The sequence below is a fragment of the Brachyspira aalborgi genome, assembly GCF_008016455.1.
In the GTDB taxonomy this organism is placed as follows: Bacteria; Spirochaetota; Brachyspiria; order Brachyspirales; family Brachyspiraceae; genus Brachyspira; species Brachyspira aalborgi.
This window is the reverse complement of record NZ_SAXU01000001.1, coordinates 590,673-613,291: the sequence shown is the minus strand read 5'-3', so window position 1 is coordinate 613,291 and position 22,619 is coordinate 590,673. Positions and strand designations below refer to the sequence as shown.

Genomic DNA, 22,619 nt, shown 5'->3' with positions numbered 1-22,619 from the left:
ATAATTTTATGCAAATGCCAAATAATGTTAATGATTGTATTCATTGTAATAAATGCGTTAAAAAATGCGACTTTTTGACAAAATATAATATGGACTTACATGAATTTTCAAAGAGAGACGATTTAGCTTATAATTGTTTTTTATGCAATGATTGTAAAATAGTATGTCCTAAAGATATAGACGGCTCTAAAATATCTTTGGCTTTAAGAAATAGTTGGAAAGATAAAAATTATATAGAAAAAAAATATAAGGCTCTTTTATTTGAAAAGAAGAATTATATTTTTAAAAATTATAAACATTCAAATACAAAATCTATACTTTTTCCAGGTTGTAATTTTTCTTCGTTTTATCCGAACGCCGTGAAAAAAATTGCCGATATATTTAGAAAAGAATATAATATAGGAATAGCTTTCGACTGTTGCGGTAAGCCTATAGCGGAATTAGAAATTAAAGATTATGAAGAGAATATAATAAAAGAAATAGAAAAGAGTATGGAATTATCTAAAGTTGAAGAGATAATAACTTTATGTCCAAATTGTTATTATTTTCTAAAGCCAAGAATTAGTATAAAAATTGTTACGATATACGAAAAGATATTTGAATTAGGAATAAAAATTTCAAATGTAGATTTTTCTAAAGAGATAAATTTATTTTTGCCATGCCCAGATAAAGAATCAAAATTTATTAAAGAATCGATATTAAAATTAATTCCTCAATATAAAGATAATATTAAAGAAATAAACGATATTAATTGCTGCGGACTCGGAGGATGCGCTATAGTAAATGAAAGAGATATTGCAAAAGGATTTATAGAAAAATTAAAATCTAAAAATTTAAATAACTTATATGTTTACTGTGCGACTTGCGCGGGAAATTTTAATAGAAATAAAATAAATAATGTCAGACATTTATTATTGGATTTTCTTAATATTAAAGAAAATATAAGCGATAAAACTTCGCTATTAAATAGAGCAAAATTTAAATTTTATTAAATAAAATTGCTATTTATTGCATATAAGAAATAAATAATATATAATTTAAATCAAGCAAATAAATCATATTAATTGCTAATATTAAATTTCGGAGTTGATTTTATGAAAGAATTAACTAAAGTTTTAACAATCGAAGACGGACACAAAATGTTTACTTATACTTTTATCCCCGAAAACAAACCTAAAGCGATAGTTCAAATAGTTCATGGACTTGACGAACATGCGGGAAGATATAAGGAATTGGCTAGAAAATTAACCGATAACGATTTTTTGGTATGCGCAGACGACCATAGAGGATTTGGAAGAAGCGCTATAACTAAAGAACAAATGGGAGATATGGGAGAAAACGGACATGAACTTATTATTGAAGATTTAAAATATCTTATGGATAAAACTAAAGCCGAATACGGAGATTTGCCTTATTTTATGTTTGGACATAGTATGGGTTCGTTTTTGACAAGAGGCTTTTTAATAAAATATCATTCATATTTAAACGGCGCTATAGTAATGGGAACGAAAGGAAAATTTAAAGGATTTGAAAAAAGCGGAAAAATTATAGCGAATATTCAAAAAGCAATTTTCGGCGGAAGCAAGAGAGCAAGATTTTTAGCAAAATTAGCTAACGGCGGATATGGAAGAAAATACTTTCCCGAAGATAATTCCTCTTTCGCTTGGATGACTTCGGATAAAGAAGAAATAAAAAAAGTTAAAGAAGACGAATATTTTTCAAAAATTCCTCCGAGTGTGGAAACTTATATTCAAATATTTAATCTACTTGAAAAAATTTCAAACTCAAATAATTATTCCAATATGAATAAAGATTTTCCTATTTTACTAATGTCGGGCGACAAAGACCCTGTTGGTAATATGGGCGAAGGCGTAAAATGGGTTTATGAAATGTATAAATCTTTAGGACTTACCGATATTAATATTAGTTTGTATAAAGACGGAAGACATGAAATATTAAACGATTTTTGTAGGCAAGATGTAATGAACGAAATAGTCGAATGGCTTAATAAACATATTAAAAATTAAATTGAATTAAATTTTAAAAAATTATCTATTCGTTAATATTGCGTTTTCAAAATCGCTATAATTTACATTATTTAAATTATAAATTTTAATAAAACCGTTTGTAGCCATTATGCTTGACGCTATTGTAGACCTGTTTCCACTTCTGCAATATATTAAATACTCTTTATTTTTATCGAGCAATTCTGTTTTTGATTTGAAATCGGAATTTAAAACATCAATATTAATTGAATTTGGAATATTGCCCGATGAATATTCTTCCGCGGTTCGCACATCTAAAAGAATTAAATTTGTTGAAGTATTAATAGTTTTTATTGCTTTTTTTAGATTAATATTTTTATAACCTTTATTTGAGCATGAAATAATAAAAATTATAAATAACGATAAAATAAAAGATTTTCTTATATTAGGCATAATTAAATATCCTTAATAATTTAATTATATTATTTGGAAATATAAATATCATTCAATGCGCTAAAGCATGTAAATATTTATAATTACCGTAGCGCATCAAAAATAATATATTTTTAATTAGCGTTCTTTTTCTTTCTGTTGCTGTTAGGGTTTCTTTTATATGTTAAAGTAGGTTCTAAACCAATTTCAACATATTCGTTTATAACATTGACAACCGTATGATATGTAACATCATATTTTTTAGCGATATCGGTATGACTTAATCCCGTATTCTTCTTATTGTCAAGTTCTAAAAGTATTTTTGCTCTTAAAATTAATCTTTGAGATTTTACTTCTTTGTTTAAGAACTCATGAATTTTGTTTTTTTCTTCTTCGCTTAAAGATATCACATGTTTAGTAGGTATACTCATTTAAACCTCCTCTTAATATTTAAAATATAAAACTACTAAAATTAACAATCATAATTAAATAAAATTTTAAAAAATAATTATTATTTATATTGTCAAAATCTCATTATAGTTAATATAACATAATATTAATAAATTGTCAATACGAATAAATAATTTTTTTCATAATAAATTATAACTAATTAATATTATTTATGTAAAAAAATAATATTTATTTTATGTTAAAAATATCTAATTTTTTTTCTATATTTTTATAATAATATTCTATTTTTTCTATATAATGCAAACTATCTTTTTTTAATTGAGTTAAAAATAAATTGTCGTCAATTAACGGAATATTTATATTGATATTTAATACAGAACCTTTTGAAGCTCCGTAAACTAAAATGTAAGCCGAAGCGATATCGGTTATAACTCCAACATTTCCATATTTAATAATCGTTTCAAATAAAGGCATTAATTCATAACAATATTTTAAAGTATTAAAAGGGCTTTCGGTTGCTTTAATTGAAGCTTTTGAAATAGCGTCTTTTCTGATTAATTTTTCTTCTTCCGTATTTTTGGGCAATTTTACAGCTTCCATAAATATATTAAAAGCATCGGCGTCTTTATCGACTATTTCCATTAATTTAATTTTTATTTCTTTAATATTTTCTATAGCTTTATTGAAATCATTTTTTTCATTATCTGATAATTCTTTAAAAACTTTTTTATTAATCGTTAAATGTCCAACCATTCCCGCCAATGCGCAAGCTAAACTTCCGACTACTCCCATTACGCTTCCGCCTCCTGGCGCTGGAGATGAAGAATCCACTTCGTTAATATAATCTGAAAGTTTTTTATCGATTAATTTATTCATAATTTTTCCTCGTTTTCAATTTGACTATATTTTTATTTTATATTAAAACGATATTAAAATATATATTTGTTATTGATTTAATTAATATATTTATTTAGATAAAATTTCAACGCCGTCTGTGGCATACTTCTGCAATTGAACCGTAGCAACTTTAGGATTTTTCACAACGCAAGGACCTCCAACGCATCCGCCTTTGCAAGCCATAACTTCCACCAAATTAGGAGTGTCGTCTTGAACGGGCAATTCTCCCGATTGAATCTTGCCGAAATTTTTAAGCTGTTTCATTCCTTCTTTATCCAATCCGTCAATAACGGTAGGCTTAACTTTTTCGGGATGTTTTAATCTTATTTTTACCGCTTCGGCTACTCCTCCGCTCATAGCGTATTTTCTTCCCGAAGAGGTTGGAATTACATCTATATTTAAATCTGGTTCTTTCATTACATCCGTTCCTGTGGCTATAAATAAAGCGTCAAGTTCTTCCATAGACAAACAATAATCAACCAAATCATCGTCTATGCTCTCTCTTCTCTTTGCAAGGCATGGTCCTATAAATACATTAATCGCTTCCGAATCGTCTTCTCTCATCATTTCCGCCGTATAATGCATCGGAGTTCTCGTTTCAGACACGCATGGAATAAGCTCGGGAACATGTCTTCTAACGGCTTTAACATAAGCGGGACAGCATGAAGTAGTCATAAGTTTATCGCCTTTCTCCATTCTCTCTTCAAATTCATGAGCTTCTTTGTCGGAAGTTATATCCGCTCCCAAAGCCACTTCCCAAACTTTACCAAATCCGATTTTAAGCAAAGCGCTTTTTAATTGTCCAGGTTTTGCATTGAATTGAGAGGCAATAGAAGGAGCATACATTACATTAACTTTTTTATTATCGTCTTTCAAATGTTTCAATACATCTAATAATTGTCCTTTATCCATCATCGCGCTAAAAGGACATTCTCGCATACAATTTCCGCAAAAAATACATTTATGATAATCTATAACTTCTTTTCCAAATTCATTTTTATTAATAGCTCCTACGGGACAAGATTCTTCGCAAGGAACAGGAATATAAATAATCGCATGATAAGGGCAATTTTTTAAACATAATCCGCAGTTTATACATTTTTCGCTGTGAATAAAAGCTCTTTTTTCGTCCAAAATATCTATAGCGTTTTTAGGACAATTTACCATACAAGGACGCGCCAAACAAGCCTGACATGCGTTTGTTACCATAAAGTTTGCTTTAACACAGGCATTACAAGCCTCGTCCAAAACGGTAAGCATGGGCCAAGTTGGCTTTTCTCTTTCCAAAGCCAATTTTGCGTATTGCGATAAAGGTATTCCGCTGTCTTCTTTTCCTTCAACGCTTATTCCTAGTCTCGCTAAAATTCTATTTTTTATAATCTCCCTGTCATGGTGAATGCAGCATCTTATAGATTTGCTATCTCTTGGTATTATTTCTATTGGCATTTTATCTATATCTTCCAAAAGCCTATCTTCAATAAAAAGTGTCGTTATTCTTACAAGAATATCTTTTTTTAATTGCGCGGCGTTATTATTTATATTCATTCTATTATCCAAAAATTTTAAGTGATTTTTATTAATATAAAATAATTTAAATATATTAATATTGATACCAATTATAATATAAACAAATATTTTTGCAAGTATTATAAATAATAAAATAGCAAAATTATATTGTTTATTGATATATAAAAATAATTGACTTCTGCAAGTCTTTGTCGTGTTATCAAAAAAAGGAATATTTTAGTTATTTTCTAAAAATAATAATATTTTTTGTTTATTTATTATATGCATAAAAAAGGAAAAAATTACATCTTGAAAGAATAAATTATTTAATATATCATTAATATAATTTAAATCAATTTATTATTTAAATCAAAATTAAAAAAATAAAAAATTAAATTAGGATAAAATAAATGAAATATAAATTAGACGAAAATAGAATAAAAGAAGGAGTCGGCGGGCAGGCTGTTATAGAAGGCATTATGTTAAGAAATAAAACTCATTATGTAGTCGCCGTTAGAAAACCAAATAAAATTATAGACTTTATAAAATATTCAATTCCAGAAAATAAAAATAAATTAAGCAAAATGATTTTTTTTAGAGGAATAATTAATTTTGTAGATATGATGAAATTAGGATACAAAACTTTAATGTTTTCGGCAAATACCGCGGGTTTGGAAGAAGAAGTTGAAAATAAATCAAAAACTGAAAAAGAAGAAAACAATGAAAAAAAACAAAATATGGCTATGACTTTAAGCATGTTAGTTTCTTTAGCTTTTGCAGTCGGACTCTTTGTAGCGCTTCCATATTTTATAGTAAATCTTATCGGTATAGAGGAAAAAAGCCATGTTATTTCTTTTAATCTTCTTCGAGGAGCGGTTAAATTATGCATATTTATAGGCTATTTGCTTGTAATTTCATTTTTTAAAGATGTTAAAAAAGTTTTTCAATATCATGGAGCGGAACATATGGTTGTAAACGCATACGAACATGGACTAAATCCAAATAAAGAAAATATAAGAGATTTTACGACAATTCATCCAAGATGCGGAACTACTTTTATGTTTTTAGTTTTAACAGTTTCGATTATTTTGTATATGTTTACAAGTTATTTCGTTTATTCTTTTATATATTCTTCTTTTATTCCGCCGAAAATTATAGGAAATATTACCGTTTTAATTATAAATATATTATTGCTTCCTGTAGTTTCGGGAATATCTTACGAAATATTAAAATTAGGTTTCAGATTTTATAATTTTCCTTTAATGAGATTAGCTATACTTCCAGGGCTTTTGCTTCAAAAAATCACTACAAGAAAACCTGAAGATGAAGAGATTGAAGTCGCTTTATTCGCTTTAAATAAATTATTGGATTCTTCAATTGAAAAAAGAACCGAAGACGAAGTAAAAGCGGATATTGAAAAAGAATTAAATAACAGCGAATTAAATAATAATTAAAATGAGTATAAAAAAACGACTTATAGAAAATAGCGATTATTATGAATATTCTTCCGATTATGTCAAAAAATATATTTTAATAGCTTTTATTATATTAATCGTTGCAATAATTATTTTTCTTTCAATTTATTTGCCATATAATTTAGTGCCGAAAAAATCTTTTATGAAAAGTAATACTCCGACAATAATCGGCGATAATATTATGAACTCTAAAGGAATTTATTATACGGGAACTTTTACCAATATTCCAAAGTTGATTCCTATAAAAGAAGATATGAAAGAAAATTTATATTTGTATCTCTTTCATGATAATCATGCAGTTTTATGGAAACTCTACAAATACGGAGAAAAAAGATATTTTTCTTACAACGCTTTTAATATATTTGACGGCGATAAACAAAATTTTTCAATAAAAGAAGAGAATAAAGATTTTTTAGATTATTATGACAATTTTACGAGAGCGCAATTTAGAAAAACGGCATCTAAATTAGATTTGGAGATTCCCAATTTTTACAATACTTTAATTAATTTTGAAAATTCAATTACAAATATATCGGATTCTAAACTTAATTTTAGATTTACAAATTTTAACGCTTCTATGATTAATTGGGGAAAGAATAGAGGACTTTATTTGGCAAATTATTATTTTGGCTATCCAAGAGGTTATTTGATTGTTCCTGGAAGCGATAATATAATCAATTCTACAAGTTCGATTTTGGCTATAAATACGGTTGGAAAAATTCCGTCAAGATACGAACATAATATTATTGTCGGATTAGTATATATTCCATACGCGGTTAAGCCAATTCCCGTTTTTATATACGATGCAAAACCTCAATCGCAAAATTCAAAGATAATAAAATTTTTATATAATAATAAATGGTTTGTTTACAATGATTTTATTTATCATGAATCTAATGAAAGCGTAGATTTTTATTCAAAGGCATCGGGATTTAGTTTCGTATATACTATTAAAAGCAAAGATTTTGAAGATTCTTTTGGAACTTTTAATAAAATGCATAATCAAATTTCTTACGGAATTTTAACGGGATATTTTACGATAGACTCGGAGCAGTTTAGTATAAGCGGAAATGCGATTAAAGAATTTATTCATTATGTTTTTTAATAAAATATTGAAAAAAATTATAGAAAATTATTTAAATAAAGCGATATTTTAAGTAAAATTATTATAAAAAATATTTTTAACGCTTGACTTTTTTTTTATTTATTGTAAAATATTTTGAAACCGATTTATTGGTTAATCTTTCCATAATTGCGAAATGTCTTAAATTAATTTTTAAGAAATTTAATTAAAAAGACATTGTTATCTAAACGATAATAAAAGCGTTATGATTTATAATAATAACGAATTGAGTTTATGGATAGAGCGCCTGAAATCGGGACTCTATTTTATTTTTAAAGGATATTTTTATGTCATTACCAGCTATGAAAGATTTGCTTGAAGCGGGAGTTCATTTCGGACATCCGACAAGAAAATGGGACCCAAGAATGAAGCCTTTTATATTTCAAGAGAGAAACGATATTTATATTATCGACCTTATGAAAACTCTTAATTATGTAAGAAAGGCTTTCGATGCCGTTAAAGAATTGGCAAGAAACGGAGGCAATGTTCTTTTTGTAGGAACTAAAAAACAAGCCGTTCAAAGCATTAAGGAAGCCGCGGAAAGATGCGATATGTATTATATAAACAATCGTTGGCTTGGAGGAATGCTCACTAATTTTGCGACTATTAAAAAAAGTATTGCAAGATTAAAAAGAATAGAAAAAGAGGAAGTTGACGGCACTTTTGATAAACTTCCTAAAAAAGAGGTTATACTTCTTCTTAAAGAAAAGGACAGATTGGAGAAAAATTTTGCGGGAATTAAAGATATGGAAAATCTTCCCGATATGCTTTTTGTAATCGACCCTATGCAAGAGGCTATAGCCGTAAGCGAAGCGAGAAAATTAGGAATTCCCGTTGTCGCCGTTGTCGATACGAATTGCAATCCCGAAATTATCGATTATCCAATTCCTGGAAACGATGACGCTATAAGAGCTATAAGTTTATTTGCGGGCGTTGTGGCTTCTGCGGTTATAGAAGGACAAAACGAAGCGGGAAAAGAAACTTTGGCTAAAAGCGAATATTCTTCTGAAGAATCTTCTTCTGGAGAATCTGCAACAGAAGAAGCGTTTGATAATAGCGCAACAGAAGCCGCCGAAGCTATTGCCGAACAATATGGCGTTTCGGACCAAGAAGAAAATTAATTAAATAGAATTAATTAATAATAAAAATAATTTTAAAATATAAGGATAATTAAATGGCAAATATAAGCATGGATATAATTAAAGAATTGAGAGAGCGAACGGGAATAGGAATAATGGATTGTAAAAAAGCGCTCCAAGAAACTGATGGCGATATGGATAAAGCTATTCGTCTTCTTAAAGAAAAAGGAGCTATTACCGCCGCAAAAAAGAATGAAAGAACGGTTAAAGAAGGTTCTATTGGTTTTTGCATTAATGACGATAAAACTCAAGTCGCTTGTATAGAACTTCAATGCGAAACGGATTTTGTCGCTAAAAACGAATTATTTATTAACTTGGCTAAAAATATTTCAAAAACGGCAATGAATCTTAACGATATTTCAGTTGATGCTCTTTTAAACTCTAAAGGAGAAAATGGCGAGACAATTCAAGCTATGATTAACGAAGGAATTCAAAAATGGGGAGAGAAAACCGTTTTAGCCGATGTTAAAGTTATGAAGACAAGTGGATTTTTTGGAACTTATGTTCATTTCAATAACAAATTAGTAAGCGTTGTAGAATTCGATGTAAAACCTAAAGGCAAATGTTTAGAAATTGCAAATCAAATAGCTATGCATGTTGCGAGCGAAAAACCTTTGGCTTTGAATAGAGAAGGAATTGACACAGAAGCGGTTAAAGAACAAAAAGAGATATTTGAAAAGCAGATAAGAGAACAAGGAAAACCAGAAAATATGATTGGAAAAATCCTTGAAGGAAAAATGAATTCTTGGTATTCTGAATCAGTTTTAATAGACCAAAAATTATTTACGGATAATAAAATAACTATTAAAAGTTTAATTGACGAAATATCAAAAGAAGCGGGTTCTACGGCTACGATTAAAAACTTTTCAATAATTTCTTTAGGGTTATAAATAATTTTTTTATATTAACGAAGCAATCTTTAAGAAAGTGTTAATTTTTTATAGATTGCTTCAATTTATTGGCTATCAATTAGATAATTTTTATACTAAAGTTTGCTTCACTCTGTGGGTAGTAGTTTTAGTGAAAGTATTAGCAGTTTAAATTTAAAATTCAATAGATTTGTGGTTATACCGTTTTTTGAAATTTTATTAAATCAAGAAACGGTAGTCTTATTTCCTTACCGCAGAATTCATTAACTTCATTATAAATTTTTTATTTTATTAAGAATATAGTCATTATGAGTGAATGAAACTAACGAAGCAATATGAAATAAAAAAGGCGCCACACTAACACGATACCTTTTAATTATTCTTTTCTTTTATCTCTGTAATTACTGTTTAGTTATAGTTCCCGTATATGTAACCGTATAATTTACTTCACTATTAGAACTACCAAATATATATTCGACTTCTGCCTTCGTAGGATTTTGGGCATTATCTAAAGTTAATTTTATATATTCTCTAATAGTGGTAGTAATTCCTTCTGATACTTCTACTAATTCGCCACTCGCCGCAACTATATTACCATCGCCAAATAATTGTTTTCCTGAAGCAAGCGCTCCTAAAAGAGTTTGTGCTGTAGCCTTATTGTTTGCTATTACCACTTGAAAATCTGGATAAGTAGTATCTGGTGCAATTAATTCGCCTTGTCCTGTTGTTCCAGTGCGAGTGAGATTGCCTTTTAAGGTAACATTTCCTACACTAGCAGGATTACCTGAAGCTGTAGGTATATTCAAGCTACCGCCTCCTCCGTTTCCTGTTTTGTCGTCATTTTTGCAACTTATCGCAAACAGGATAATAAACGATAAGAGCATAATAATAATTTGTTTAGATTTCATTGTGAAATCCTCCTTTAAAAAATTTTTATTTATAACTAAACAAGGATTTTTAATTTTCCTTGATAAGTTATCGAAAGTAAATTTGATTGAAGTTAAAAAAGATTTAACTAAATTTGTATTTAATTTTTGCAATAAAATTGAGGCATTTAAAAATTGCGATATATAAAATTTAAAATTATTGTTTTAAAAAATATTCAATTAAAATAAACATGCAAAAATTAAAGCGACCTTCGTCCGCAACAAACGAAAGACGCCAAAATTATAGGAAATACAAAGGATTTGAGAATAATCCTCTATATAAGTAAAGATGCAATTTAAATTTTTACTTTATTGCTATGCTCACCTTCGGTGAAAAAAACAAAAAAACATTAACAATTTAAATTTAAAGTATAATATATATGGTTTGTATCATTATTGTGAATTTTATTAAATTAAGCAACGGGGAATTTTATTCTCTTATATATAGAATTTATTAACTTTATTTAAATTCTTTACTTTATAAAAAAATTGTCATTGTGAGCCTATGCTGTGATACTTATCTTCCTCACTTTGTGGACTGCTGCATGAAAATCGCCAATACAAGATAATTTGTTTGTATTAAGTAGCTTGCCCGAAGTGGGTGTGATTATTTTTTTATTGTATTTATTTTTTTACTTATACTTTATAATTGACAAAAGATTTTCATTAAGTATAATATTTACAATTCAAATTTAAGGTTTTAATATGAAAAAAATATTAATAATATCTTCAGAATACACAGGACATGGACATAAAAGCGTTCATACCGCATTAATTCAAGGTTTTGAAAAATTATACAAAGATAAAATAGAATGCAAAGTTGTAAACGGTTTCACTTTTGGCGGAGCGGAATTTATAGCGGCGGAAAGACTTTATAATACTTGCGTAAAATATTTCCCTAATTTATGGAATAAGATTTTCAGATTTTCTTTTAAGAATAAAGATTTTTTAAATAAAAATAATTCTTTCAACATAAAAAGAAGATTTTTGAAAATTATTAAAGAATACAAGCCTGATTTAATTATAAATGTTCATCCTCTATTTAGCGGAAGTTTATTAAATATAATAGAAAAGAAAAAATTAAATATAAAATTTTTTATAATAATTACGGATTTGATAACGATAACTAAAATTTGGTTTGACAATAGAGCGGATAAAATCATAAGTCCTTCAAAAGAAGCTTCCGAATATATGATAAAAAACGGAATTGACAGAGAAAAAATAGAGACTTTCGGTTTGCCCGTGCGAGAAGGATTTAATCCAAAAATAAATTCTAAAGAAAAAATAAGAGAGAATACAAATATAAACTGTAAATTAAAAATATTAATTCTTAATAATTCTGAAAAAAATAAAAGATTAATTTATATAATAAAAAATCTGTATTCTAAATTTAATTGCGAAGTTACATTAATTTGCGGAAGAAATAAAAATACTTTTAATAAACTTACAAGTTTTTTTTCTTCAAAAAGTTACGCTCCTAAAATAATAGGCTATACTCAAGAAATTCCAAAATTATTTTCAGAAAACGATATATTGATAACGAGAGCGGGACCTACGGCAATAATAGAAGCGGTTAATTGTTTGATACCCGTAATTTCAATGGGCGCTTTGCCAGGACAAGAAGAAGAAAATCCTATATATATTCAACAAAACGGTTTGGGTTATAGCGCCGATTCTACGGACGATATTTTTAATAAAATAGAATTGCTTTTAGAAAATAACAGAGAGAATTTGGTAAAAATGCGAGAGAATCAATTTGATTATTACGGTAGAGATGTTAGAGAGAAGATAGTTGATTATATTGCGGAAAGTATTTTATAAAGTAAAGTATTGACTTTTTATTTCAATTAGAATAGTATTTTAATTGAAATAAAGGATAATAAATGGCTAAAGATAATAAAAAGCATCTCGTTTTACTTGATTTATATAATCATAATAATTCTATTTTTAATAATATATTGACAATGAACCCTGTATGCGGTTGCAATATAGGATGTCCGTATTGTTATGCTCGTAAAATTAATCAAAGGTTCAAACATATCCCAGATTTTAATAAACCTCAATTAAAATTAAATAGGCTTGATAATTTAAAAGAAAATCGAATATATTTAATGACAAGTATGTCGGATTTTTCGTCTTGGTGCATAAATAATTGGAAAGATAAAATATTTGAAAGATTAGATTTAAAAAATAATATTTATTTATTTCTAACTAAAAAACCAGAATTATGCCATATAGAAAAATATGACAAGAGATATTGGTTTGGAGTAAGTATTACTTGTAAATCCGATTTGCATAAAATAGAAGAGTTAAGAAATAATATAAAATCAAATAATTATCTAATTACTTTTGAACCGTTAATGGAAGATTTGGGAAAAATAAATTTAGATAAAATCGGGTGGGTTGTAATAGGAAAAGAAACGGGCAATAGAAAAGGAAAAATAGTTCCTGAAAAGAAATGGATTGAAAATATTTACAATCAATGCGCCGAAAGAAAAATTCCAGTATCTATGAAAGATAAATTATCCGACATATTAAAACCTATTCAACAGTTTCCCGAAGAATTTAGGAATTATATATAAAGAATTAATTTATCGTAAAAAATTGAAAAATAATACTGCAAAACTTTATTATCAATATTATTCTTTATACGATTTACAATCGATATAACCAAACGATATATGCAAACTAATAGACAATAAATATAATCTTTATTAAATATACGAATTTATTTTTTATTAATTATATGTTAATATTCAAATAATTATTGTTTTAATTCGGAAAATTAAATAATGATAAACTTAAAAGAATGCAATTTAAACTCTAAACCTTTCGTAAAATGGGCGGGCGGAAAAAACGGATTAATAAATTCTTTAATTTCGTTTATTCCAAAAAATTTTAATTCTTATTTCGAGCCTTTTGTCGGAGGCGGAGCTTTATTTTTTTATCTTAAAAATCTTAATATATTAAATTCTAAAAAAATATATCTTAATGATAAAAATACCGAATTAATTAACGCTTATAAACAAATAAAAATTAATCCTAATAAACTTTTGGAAGAATTAGAAATTTTGAAAAATAATCATAGTAAAGAATATTTTTATAAAATTCGTAATCTTGATAGAGATTTTGATTTTTATTCTTTAAGCGAAGTTTTTCGAGCCGCAAGATTTATTTATCTTAATAAAACCTGCTTTAACGGACTTTGCCGATATAATGCAAAAGGAAATTTTAATACTCCAATGGGAAGTTATAAAAATCCTAAAATTTATGATAAAGATTTAATTTTTTCAGTTCATGAGGTTTTAAAAAATGTATCGATAACAAATAAGGATTTTGAAGTCGTATCGCTTAAAGCTAAAAAAGGAGATTTTGTATATTTTGACCCGCCATATTATCCGCTTAATAAAACTTCAAGTTTTGTAAGCTATACTGATAATTTTTCTGCAAACGAACAAATAAGACTTTATAAATTATTTAAAATGCTTGATTGTGAAGGAATAAAAGTTTTGCAAAGTAATTCAAATACCGATTTCATAAAAGAGCTTTACAAAGATTTTGAAATAATAGAAGTAATCTCAAAAAGAGCGATAAATTGCAAAGGCGATAAAAGAGGAAAAATAACGGAACTTATTATAAGAGGAAATTATGAGTAAAAATAATGGAAGTTGGGAGAAAATCTATAACGATTTACAAATAAAAAATCATGATTTTAATAAATATCCGTTTATTATTACGGCGGAGCAAATTAAAGTTTGCGTAAAAGATTTTAATAAAACTTCAGAAAAAGAAGTTCGAGTATTATGCAAGCAAGATAGTCGAGAAGAGCGTCCTCAAATTTTTATTGATAATAATCTTTTTATTTTGCCTATAAAAAACGGCGAGTATATTATTTGCAAAGGAGACGGTTATATAGATATTCCAGAAATTAAAACGCAATCTTTAGAATATGAAAGCAAATTAGATTTTGAATTAAAAAGTTCTAAAATTGGGAATTCTGAAATGCAACATTTAGATTTTGCTTACGCTTCTTCGCTTATTCGTAGTTTTTTGAAAGACGATAGTTTAGTTTTAAGTATTAGAGGAAGAAAATATACGCCGCAATTTAATTTTAATACCGATTTATATAAAAATATTAATGTAGTATCCGTTCAAACCGAAGTCGATGCGGGGTTTGAAGGACGAAATAAAATAGTTTTAATTGAAGCTAAAAATTCTAATACAAAAAATATTATTATTCGTCAACTTTACTATCCTATGCGACAATGGAGCATTCATACTCAAAAAGAAGTTATTACATTATTTTTTGAAAAGAGAGAAAATGAATTTTTAATATGGGAATTTGGATTTAACGATATTTTAAATTATAATAGCATAATTCTTAAAAATAGCGCCAAATTTCAAATAAAGAGTAAAAATATATAGGGTTTTATTAAATAAAATATTTGCATAGTAATTTATATTTATATATAATATTAAACTAAAATTAAAACTAAAAATTAAGGAGTTATTTTGAGATTAGAATTAATGCTTGGTATAAGATACCTAAAAGCTAAAAAGAAATTTTCATTTGTTTCGGTTATCACGGTAATATGCATACTTGGAATTTTAGTCGGCGATATGGTAATGATAACGGTTTTATCTGTAATGAATGGTTTTCAGGATGATATAAGAGATAAAATACTTGGAATGAGAGCGCATATAAATATTAGCGCTTATAGCGACCAACCTTTAACAGATTATAATTATGTAATCGATAATATAAAAGATAATAAAGAAATAACGAGTTTATATCCTTATATTGTTTTGCCTTGCATAATGCGAACTTATAGTTTTACTACTTTAATAACCGTTCGTTCTTTTGAAGATAATATATTTACTACCGATAAAGATTTTATTAAATATTTTAATTTTATAGAAGGAAATAATAAATCTATGGCGAGCAACGAAGCTCTTATAGGTTCGGAAATGGCTTTCGATTATGCGCTTTCGGTTGGAGATACGATTGATATAGTTTCGGCTTCGGGCAGTTTTGAAAAAGGATTTCGTCCTCAAAAAAACACTTTCACTATAAAAGGAATATATAAAACGGGTTATTACGAATATGATAGCAGAATGGTAATCGTGCCTTTGAAAACGGGACAGGCTATGGTTGGATACGATAACGCAGTCACGGGAATTGCAGTTAAAGTTAAAAATTTTTTTAACGCAGGTAAAGTTGCAAAAGATTTGGATTTAACTTTGAAAGAATTTTATAATGTAATGCCTTGGATGTTATTCGACAGAAATTTTTTTCAAGCTCTTCAAACGGAAAAGTTGATGCTTGGTTTAATTTTATCTTTTATTATATTGATAGCCGCTTTAAATATAGCATCAAGCCAAATAATTTTTGTAAAAGATAAGAGAAGAGATATAGCTATAATAAAAACTTTAGGATTAAGACCTTCAAATGTTGCAAAAGTTTTCTTTTTGGAAGGAGCGATTATCGGAGCGATTGGAACTGTATTGGGAGTAATTTTTGGAATACTTCTTGCCAATTATGTTAATGAAACTTTAGAAGCGATTAGATTTATATCTCAATTTATAGTTAATATTATATGGTTTATTCCTTCGCATATAAACTCTTCTATATCTATTCCAATAGTGCCAGATTTTTTCCCTTCCGATATTTATTATGTGAGCGGAGGACTTCCTTCTATAATACATATTAATCAAGTTATTATGGTAGCTTTGATTTCGTTTTTGCTTTCTGTTATATTTGCAATTATTCCCGCGTATATAGCGAGCAAATATAAACCTGCGGAGGTTTTGAGGTATGAATGAAGTATTAATAAATATAGAAAATCTTAAAAAAACTTATATCGGTCCGCCGAAAGTTGAAGTTCTTAAATCTTTGAATTTGAAAGTATATAAAAACGAAATACTTGCAATAACGGGAGAATCGGGAAGCGGTAAAACTACTCTTTTAAATTTGATTGGAGGAATTGACAATATAACTGACGGAAATGTAAATATTGACGGAAATAATATTAATAAAATGAACGAAGGACAACTTGCGCATTTTAGAAATAGTTATTTAGGTTATGTTTTTCAGTTTCATAATTTGCTTGGAGAGTTTAGCGCAATAGAAAATGTAATGATTCCTTCTTTAATGCTTAAATACGATAAAAAACTTGCAAGAGAAAAAGCTGAAAATCTTCTTGAAACAGTCGGATTAAAAGACAGAATTGAACATAGAATTGGCGAGCTTTCAGGCGGAGAAGCGCAGAGAGTCGCTATTGCAAGAGCTTTAATAAATAATCCTAAATTGATTTTAGCGGACGAGCCTACGGGAAATTTAGATAAAAAAAATGCGGAAATAGTGAGAGAACTTTTATGGAATATGACTAAAAAAACGGAAGCGTCTTTAATAATAGTAACTCATTCAATTTCAATTGCAAATATTGCGGATAGAAAATTAAAACTTGAATATGGAGAGAATCTATCCGAATATTGAAATATTTAATATAAAGATATAAAATTAATTATGTAAATTCTATAAATAAATTAGGATATAATTGTAATGATAAAAAAAATAAAAGAATTTTTTAAAAAAGAAGAAGTATCTATTGATTACGGAGCATTAACTGAAGAGCATTTAAAAAAATATTACGGTAAATTAGAACCTCATCCTTATAAAAGAATGTTCTCTTACGCTATGAGGCATAAAAAATTATTTATACCTTCTTTTGTTATAAGCATATTTTATACTATTATAAATATACTTCCTCCATTTTTTGGACAAATGGCTATAGCTATTACGGGCGGTAAAAGAGTCGATATATTAGAAAAAATTCCTTTTATCAATGAAATTTCTAATATAAACCTAGGGCAAATAACTAATCATTTTCTATCTGCGGATTCTTTGGTAAATCCCGTTATAATAGCTCAATTCATTTTTATTATACTTTTAGGTTTTATATATCTTGTTTTTCGAGTCGGATTTGATTATATAAAAAGTTTTCTTTTTTCTTTTACCGCTCAAGAAATAGGAAAGGATGTTCGAGCGGATATGTTAAAAGGTTTAATGAATACGGATATAGGATATTTTAAACAAGAAAAAGAAGGCGATATAATAAGCAAAGTTTTAAATGAATCTGGGACTATAGAAGGTTTTTTATCTAGCACTTTGCCTAATCTTATAACCGTTCCTTTAACTTTAATATTAACTTTATGCGCGTTATTAATTTTGAATGTCAAACTTACTTTAGCATGTTTTGTAGCCGCTCCTTTAATAGCTTTAGGCATAAATTCAGTTTCAAAACTTATTAAATCGAGAGTGACAACGCAGCAAAGAGTATTGGGCGATATGACTTCTCTTATTCAAGAAGATATAAGGGGAATAGAAGTTATAAAAATATTTTCTAAAGAAGACGAAGAAGTCGACAGATATAAAAACGCTTATTCGGATTATATTAAATTAATTAGAAAAATGTCTTTATTGCAAGCTTTAAATAGACCTATGACGGAGCTTGTAATGATAGTAGCGATGCTTACGATTTTAGCTTATGGCGGATATTTAATTTTTATAGGCGAAATGCCTTTTGAATTTTTATGGGGATTTTTACTTTATATGTTAAATATCTCCTCTCCCGTTAGAGATATATCGGGAATATTTATGGGATTGAAAGTAACAAAAATTATAGCTTTAAGAGTATTTCAAATAATAGATTTGCCAGCGGAAAATGTAGACGATAAAACCAAAAAAGAAATGAAACCTATTGAAAGCTCAATAACTTTCGAAAATGTGCATTTTGAATATCCTAAAAGAAGCGACAGTCAACCTTTTCATTTAGGACCGATTAATGTCAATGTAAAAAAAGGAGATGTTGTGGCTTTCGTTGGAAATTCTGGAGGCGGCAAAACTACTCTTATAAGTTTAATTCCAAAATTATTTTCGCCAACCAAAGGCGTTATAAGATTTGACGGAATAGATATTAACGAACTAAATACAAGAAGTTTAAGAAATCAAATAGGAGTAGTTTCTCAAGAAAATATATTATTTTACGGAACTGTTAGAGAAAATATTTTATATGCCAACAGAGAAGCGAACGATGAGGATTTAATCAGAGCGGCAAGAATAGCGCATGCGGATGAGTTTATAGTCAAACTTCCAAACGGCTACGATACGCATATAGGTCCAAGAGGAATAATGCTTTCGGGCGGACAGAGACAAAGAATTGCTTTAGCGCGCGCGGTTTTAAAAAAGCCTTCTATACTTATACTTGACGAAGCTACAAGCGCATTAGATACGGAAAGCGAAATGTATGTTCAAAAAGCCTTAAACGAAATTATTAATTTGCAAACCACTTTCGTTATAGCTCATAGATTATCGACAATAAAAACCGCGACTTATATTTGCGTTGTTGAAAACGGAAAAATTATAGAATCGGGAACGCATGAAGAGTTGATGAAAAGAGGCGGAAAATATCAATATTTGTATTCTTTGCAATTTAGAGAATAATTATTATTTAATATAAATTAAATTATTGACATTTTTTATTAAATATTATATCTTTTAAAAATAATAAAATTATAATTATTAAAATATATTTAGATAGTTTAAAGAGGATTATTATGCTACCAAAAAGAGAATGTCCGCTATGCGGAAATAAAGAAGTTGAGAAAATTTATTCTTTAAATTTTCCAAACAATGAAGAAATTAACGGATTGCCTAATAATTGTGATATAGTAATTTGTAATAATTGTAAGTTAGCTTATTATGATTTTGATTCCTCTCAAAAACAGTTTGACGATTACTATAATAAAAATTCAGCCTATAGTCAGCCTCATCATATATTTTACGATGACGAGCATAGTAAAACATACAAACAGACTTTTAATTTTATCAATAAATATCTAAACTCTAAAGAAAGTAAAATTTTAGAATTCGGATGCGGAACTGGAGAATTATTAAAAATATTTCATAATAATGGATATTCTAATTTGTTAGGGATAGACGAGTCTAATGCATTCGATAAAATTAAAAGAGAATATAATATCAATTTTCAATATGGAAATATTTTTTCAGGCAAGGAACAAATTAATGATACCTTTGATTTAGTTATACTAAGTCATATGTTGGGGCATATTTATAATATAAAAGAGCCAATTAAAAATATAAAAAATTTATTGAACAAAGAAGGTTATTTATATATAGAATCTCCAGATGCGCAAAGATACAAAGAGATTTATATGGCGCCTTTATTTTATTTTAATTATGAAATTATATCTCATCTTTCTAAACCAGCTATTATTAATTTAGCCAATATTTATGGCTTTGATATAGTTTCTATAGAAGAATGCATGAGAGCATCTAGCATTCCTTCATTCAGGGTATTATTAAAAAATAATCCTAATAATAATGATATAAAAACTTCGCTGAATCAACATATAAATGATTCAATTGAAGATATAAATAATAACATAATAAAAAGACTTATATCGTCTAATGAAAAAGTTATTTTATGGGGCATAGGTTCAACTACTTTACATTTATTTTCTTTAGGATTAGAAAAATTGAATATAGTCGATATAGTTGACGCTTCCACTAAAAAGCAAGGAAAAACTTTATTAGGACATAAAATAATTTCTCCGAATGAAATTAAAGATGAGGATGCAACTATATTAATACTTCCAGTTGTATATTACGATAGTATATATAAACAGATAAAAGAAATGGGTTTAAAAAATAAAATATATGCTATAGCAGAGCAGAGCAGAGCAGAGCAGTAATGTTTGAATATGCTTATCGAAAATCGGCATAGAATGTATATTTATTATCGGAAAATATTAATTTAATTTTTAAGGAAAATATTGATGGAATTCAACATTTATAAACTTTACGAAGAACATAAAAAGGAAATCTATGATATAGATAAAATAATAGAAAAAGAAGGCGTTTCATTATTTGGAGCGGGACAATATGGCGAATTTGTTTCCGAATATTTAATTAAAAATGGCTATAAAATTAATTGTTTTATCGATAATAACCCAAATAAACATGGAACTAAAATTAATAATATTGAAATAGTTTCTAAAGATTCCGACCAATCTAAAAATTCAAAAGTTTTATTTATAACCGCCAGGCATACTGTTAATGAAATAATAAAACAAAATAAAATTAATTATAATAAATTAATATTTTTTGATAAATATTTTGTAATTAAAAATTTTAATAAATTATTGGATTTTAGAAACGGTCTATTTGACGATAAATCAATAAAAGTTTTTGATGTATTAATTTACTCAAAAATATTTGGTGACGGCTCTTATCTTAAAAATGTAAATGAAGATAATCAATATTTTTGTCTGTCTAAATTTAAATCTTTTAATGATAAGGATATATATGTGGATGTTGGAGCTTATGTAGGTGATACAATTGAAAAATTTATTTATTTGAATAGCGCAATATTTAGCAAGATATACGCTTTTGAAATAGGTAAGAAACAATTTAGAGCATTAAATACAAGAATCAAAAGACTAATAAAAGAATGGGCTATAGATAATGATAAAATAACATTAATCAATGCTGGAATATCAAATAAAAACGGGAGTATGTTTATTAATAATGATAGTATTATAACATCTAATAGTTTATCGAGCAGAGGAAATTATAAAGTCAAGGTATTTTCTATAGACGACTACTTAAAAAACAAACCTATAACATTTTTGAAAGCCGATATAGAAGGCGAAGAATTTAATATGTTAAAGGGGGCGGTAAATACAATTAAGAATTATAAACCTAAAATGGCTATAAGCGTATATCATAAACCAGACGATTTATTAACGATACCTGAATTTATTAAGAATTTAGTTCCAGAATATAAATTTGCTTTGAGACATCATAATATAACTTTTAACGAAACTGTTTTATATTGTTGGATAGAAAATACGAGACGAGACGAGACGAGACATCTTGTAATGTTTGAATACTGCTTTATGGAAGCTGCATAGAATGTATATTTATTATCGGATAATTTCGGATAAGATTAAATATTAAAGTATTGATAAATATTATATAAAATATACAATTATTCGACATAGATATTACGATACTTATGCAGCTATAAAATATAAGGATAATTAGTTAAAATGTTAATAAAATTTTCAATATAAAATTATAAATCTATTTATGATAAACTTGATTTGGATTTTTAGAATAATTCTAATAAAAAAGAAATATAATTGTAAACCGTAAATTAGGCGACCAACTTTTACTTGGAAATCAAAATAGCGATTATTTGGCAGACATTATAACAGACCATGATAGAGCACCGCTTTATTCCTTTGATGAACTTAAAAATATATTGAGAATTAAATAAATAGATTAGTAAATGAGTATCGTTCTATATTTTTATATAAATTAATTCATAGATTTATATTTTTGCATAAAGGTTTTAAAAAAGACTTAAAAAGTATAAAAAATGAAGTAAAGAAGGATATAAAGAATGGATAAAATACTATTTTTAAAAACCATAAAAAAGCTGTAGATAATTATTATGAAATGACTAAATATAGTAACTCTGTAGATAGTTATACAGAAATAGGTAAACAAGAATAAATCCCTTATTCTGATTTTCCTTACTTTTTTGAATTTTTAGATAGTAAGTATAATGCTGGCATACTAAATTAATTGTAAAGTTTTACTATTTATAGATTTAAAATTTGATTCGATGGATGAAATGTTATATAAAATGGATAATATGGATAGATATATTAAAGTTTTGACGGAGTAGGTTAAATTAATAATTGACTTTTTTGTTAAATGGTGTATAATAAATATTTATAAAAATTGGAGGTCGATTATGACTGATA

General features: G+C 27.3%; 20 protein-coding genes. 15 read left to right on the top strand and 5 right to left on the bottom strand.

Going from position 1 to position 22,619, the window contains the following annotated elements; translation table 11 throughout:
• Window positions 1-8: 8 nt before the first annotated feature.
• Together EPJ79_RS02800 and EPJ79_RS02795 are read left to right on the top strand one after the other, a co-directional pair.
• Window positions 9-992, top strand: coding sequence for a heterodisulfide reductase-related iron-sulfur binding cluster (locus EPJ79_RS02800; protein WP_147738365.1), 984 nt, complete (start codon window positions 9-11; stop codon window positions 990-992).
• 102 nt (window positions 993-1,094) lie between these two features.
• Window positions 1,095-2,027 (top strand): alpha/beta fold hydrolase, encoded by a 933-nt coding sequence (locus EPJ79_RS02795; RefSeq protein WP_147526155.1) that lies wholly within the window; start codon window positions 1,095-1,097, stop codon window positions 2,025-2,027.
• A 21-nt stretch (window positions 2,028-2,048) separates the two neighbouring features.
• Here EPJ79_RS02795 and EPJ79_RS02790 read toward each other — a convergent pair whose 3' ends face one another.
• The 4 genes from EPJ79_RS02790 to EPJ79_RS02775 all read right to left on the bottom strand — a co-directional run bounded on the left by EPJ79_RS02790 (window position 2,049) and on the right by EPJ79_RS02775 (window position 5,270).
• Window positions 2,049-2,438 (bottom strand): rhodanese-like domain-containing protein, encoded by a 390-nt coding sequence (locus tag EPJ79_RS02790; RefSeq protein WP_147738364.1) that lies wholly within the window; start codon window positions 2,436-2,438, stop codon window positions 2,049-2,051.
• Between the two features lie 113 nt (window positions 2,439-2,551).
• Window positions 2,552-2,848 (bottom strand): helix-turn-helix domain-containing protein, encoded by a 297-nt coding sequence (locus tag EPJ79_RS02785; RefSeq protein WP_021957759.1) that lies wholly within the window; start codon window positions 2,846-2,848, stop codon window positions 2,552-2,554.
• A gap of 208 nt (window positions 2,849-3,056) precedes the next feature.
• Entirely contained in the window at window positions 3,057-3,704 is a 648-nt protein-coding gene (locus EPJ79_RS02780; protein ID WP_147738363.1) for a cyclodeaminase/cyclohydrolase family protein, read from the bottom strand.
• A 90-nt stretch (window positions 3,705-3,794) separates the two neighbouring features.
• Window positions 3,795-5,270, bottom strand: coding sequence for a 4Fe-4S dicluster domain-containing protein (locus EPJ79_RS02775; protein WP_147738362.1), 1,476 nt, complete (start codon window positions 5,268-5,270; stop codon window positions 3,795-3,797).
• A 371-nt stretch (window positions 5,271-5,641) separates the two neighbouring features.
• Here EPJ79_RS02775 and EPJ79_RS02770 point away from each other — a divergent pair, with 371 nt between their 5' ends.
• The 4 genes from EPJ79_RS02770 to tsf all read left to right on the top strand — a co-directional run bounded on the left by EPJ79_RS02770 (window position 5,642) and on the right by tsf (window position 9,858).
• Window positions 5,642-6,685: a DUF1385 domain-containing protein gene (locus tag EPJ79_RS02770; protein WP_147738361.1), complete on the top strand. Its 1,044-nt coding sequence runs from the start codon at window positions 5,642-5,644 to the stop codon at window positions 6,683-6,685.
• Between the two features lies 1 nt (window position 6,686).
• Window positions 6,687-7,811, top strand: a complete 1,125-nt coding sequence (locus EPJ79_RS02765) for a hypothetical protein (RefSeq protein WP_147738360.1) — start codon at window positions 6,687-6,689, stop codon at window positions 7,809-7,811.
• Between the two features lie 305 nt (window positions 7,812-8,116).
• Window positions 8,117-8,950 carry a 30S ribosomal protein S2 gene (gene rpsB, locus EPJ79_RS02760; protein WP_021958534.1) on the top strand — a complete coding sequence of 278 codons (834 nt, stop codon included), beginning with the start codon at window positions 8,117-8,119 and terminating at the stop codon, window positions 8,948-8,950.
• A 53-nt stretch (window positions 8,951-9,003) separates the two neighbouring features.
• Window positions 9,004-9,858 carry a translation elongation factor Ts gene (gene tsf, locus EPJ79_RS02755; RefSeq protein ID WP_147738359.1) on the top strand — a complete coding sequence of 285 codons (855 nt, stop codon included), beginning with the start codon at window positions 9,004-9,006 and terminating at the stop codon, window positions 9,856-9,858.
• 380 nt (window positions 9,859-10,238) lie between these two features.
• Here tsf and EPJ79_RS02750 read toward each other — a convergent pair whose 3' ends face one another.
• Window positions 10,239-10,745, bottom strand: a complete 507-nt coding sequence (locus EPJ79_RS02750) for a hypothetical protein (RefSeq protein WP_147738358.1) — start codon at window positions 10,743-10,745, stop codon at window positions 10,239-10,241.
• Window positions 10,746-11,468: 723 nt separating this feature from the next.
• On the opposite strand from EPJ79_RS02750, the gene EPJ79_RS02745 reads away from it, so the two are divergent.
• The 9 genes from EPJ79_RS02745 to EPJ79_RS02705 all read left to right on the top strand — a co-directional run bounded on the left by EPJ79_RS02745 (window position 11,469) and on the right by EPJ79_RS02705 (window position 21,758).
• Window positions 11,469-12,584: an MGDG synthase family glycosyltransferase gene (locus EPJ79_RS02745; RefSeq protein ID WP_147738357.1), complete on the top strand. Its 1,116-nt coding sequence runs from the start codon at window positions 11,469-11,471 to the stop codon at window positions 12,582-12,584.
• 62 nt (window positions 12,585-12,646) lie between these two features.
• Window positions 12,647-13,345, top strand: a complete 699-nt coding sequence (locus tag EPJ79_RS02740; protein WP_244289053.1) for a DUF5131 family protein — start codon at window positions 12,647-12,649, stop codon at window positions 13,343-13,345.
• Window positions 13,346-13,555: 210 nt separating this feature from the next.
• Window positions 13,556-14,419 carry a DNA adenine methylase gene (locus EPJ79_RS02735; protein WP_147738356.1) on the top strand — a complete coding sequence of 288 codons (864 nt, stop codon included), beginning with the start codon at window positions 13,556-13,558 and terminating at the stop codon, window positions 14,417-14,419.
• The gene (locus EPJ79_RS02730; protein WP_147738355.1) at window positions 14,412-15,188 is read left to right on the top strand and encodes a type II restriction enzyme; all 777 of its coding nucleotides are present in this window, start codon (window positions 14,412-14,414) and stop codon (window positions 15,186-15,188) included. Before EPJ79_RS02735 ends, EPJ79_RS02730 begins: the two co-directional genes overlap by 8 nt.
• Window positions 15,189-15,290: 102 nt before the next feature.
• Window positions 15,291-16,586: an ABC transporter permease gene (locus EPJ79_RS02725; RefSeq protein WP_147739589.1), complete on the top strand. Its 1,296-nt coding sequence runs from the start codon at window positions 15,291-15,293 to the stop codon at window positions 16,584-16,586.
• Window positions 16,579-17,259, top strand: a complete 681-nt coding sequence (locus EPJ79_RS02720) for an ABC transporter ATP-binding protein (RefSeq protein WP_147738354.1) — start codon at window positions 16,579-16,581, stop codon at window positions 17,257-17,259. Before EPJ79_RS02725 ends, EPJ79_RS02720 begins: the two co-directional genes overlap by 8 nt.
• A 66-nt stretch (window positions 17,260-17,325) precedes the next feature.
• Window positions 17,326-19,266: an ABC transporter ATP-binding protein gene (locus EPJ79_RS02715; RefSeq protein ID WP_147738353.1), complete on the top strand. Its 1,941-nt coding sequence runs from the start codon at window positions 17,326-17,328 to the stop codon at window positions 19,264-19,266.
• A gap of 113 nt (window positions 19,267-19,379) precedes the next feature.
• A complete protein-coding gene (locus tag EPJ79_RS02710) occupies window positions 19,380-20,537 on the top strand; it encodes a class I SAM-dependent methyltransferase (RefSeq protein WP_147738352.1) in 1,158 nt (385 codons plus the stop codon).
• An 84-nt stretch (window positions 20,538-20,621) separates the two neighbouring features.
• The gene (locus EPJ79_RS02705) at window positions 20,622-21,758 is read left to right on the top strand and encodes an FkbM family methyltransferase (RefSeq protein WP_147738351.1); all 1,137 of its coding nucleotides are present in this window, start codon (window positions 20,622-20,624) and stop codon (window positions 21,756-21,758) included.
• Window positions 21,759-22,619 lie beyond the last annotated feature (861 nt).

Coding starts and splice junctions, on each gene's coding strand:
- EPJ79_RS02720 (WP_147738354.1), top strand. CDS start 16,579: ATGAATGAAGTATTAATAAATATAGAAAATCTTAAAAAAACTTATATC.
- EPJ79_RS02745 (WP_147738357.1), top strand. CDS start 11,469: ATGAAAAAAATATTAATAATATCTTCAGAATACACAGGACATGGACAT.
- EPJ79_RS02785 (WP_021957759.1), bottom strand. CDS start 2,848: ATGAGTATACCTACTAAACATGTGATATCTTTAAGCGAAGAAGAAAAA.
- EPJ79_RS02780 (WP_147738363.1), bottom strand. CDS start 3,704: ATGAATAAATTAATCGATAAAAAACTTTCAGATTATATTAACGAAGTG.
- EPJ79_RS02770 (WP_147738361.1), top strand. CDS start 5,642: ATGAAATATAAATTAGACGAAAATAGAATAAAAGAAGGAGTCGGCGGG.
- EPJ79_RS02710 (WP_147738352.1), top strand. CDS start 19,380: ATGCTACCAAAAAGAGAATGTCCGCTATGCGGAAATAAAGAAGTTGAG.
- EPJ79_RS02730 (WP_147738355.1), top strand. CDS start 14,412: ATGAGTAAAAATAATGGAAGTTGGGAGAAAATCTATAACGATTTACAA.
- EPJ79_RS02705 (WP_147738351.1), top strand. CDS start 20,622: ATGGAATTCAACATTTATAAACTTTACGAAGAACATAAAAAGGAAATC.
- EPJ79_RS02765 (WP_147738360.1), top strand. CDS start 6,687: ATGAGTATAAAAAAACGACTTATAGAAAATAGCGATTATTATGAATAT.
- tsf (WP_147738359.1), top strand. CDS start 9,004: ATGGCAAATATAAGCATGGATATAATTAAAGAATTGAGAGAGCGAACG.
- EPJ79_RS02750 (WP_147738358.1), bottom strand. CDS start 10,745: ATGAAATCTAAACAAATTATTATTATGCTCTTATCGTTTATTATCCTG.
- EPJ79_RS02740 (WP_244289053.1), top strand. CDS start 12,647: ATGGCTAAAGATAATAAAAAGCATCTCGTTTTACTTGATTTATATAAT.
- EPJ79_RS02800 (WP_147738365.1), top strand. CDS start 9: ATGCAAATGCCAAATAATGTTAATGATTGTATTCATTGTAATAAATGC.
- EPJ79_RS02775 (WP_147738362.1), bottom strand. CDS start 5,270: ATGAATATAAATAATAACGCCGCGCAATTAAAAAAAGATATTCTTGTA.
- rpsB (WP_021958534.1), top strand. CDS start 8,117: ATGTCATTACCAGCTATGAAAGATTTGCTTGAAGCGGGAGTTCATTTC.
- EPJ79_RS02725 (WP_147739589.1), top strand. CDS start 15,291: ATGCTTGGTATAAGATACCTAAAAGCTAAAAAGAAATTTTCATTTGTT.
- EPJ79_RS02790 (WP_147738364.1), bottom strand. CDS start 2,438: ATGCCTAATATAAGAAAATCTTTTATTTTATCGTTATTTATAATTTTT.
- EPJ79_RS02735 (WP_147738356.1), top strand. CDS start 13,556: ATGATAAACTTAAAAGAATGCAATTTAAACTCTAAACCTTTCGTAAAA.
- EPJ79_RS02795 (WP_147526155.1), top strand. CDS start 1,095: ATGAAAGAATTAACTAAAGTTTTAACAATCGAAGACGGACACAAAATG.
- EPJ79_RS02715 (WP_147738353.1), top strand. CDS start 17,326: ATGATAAAAAAAATAAAAGAATTTTTTAAAAAAGAAGAAGTATCTATT.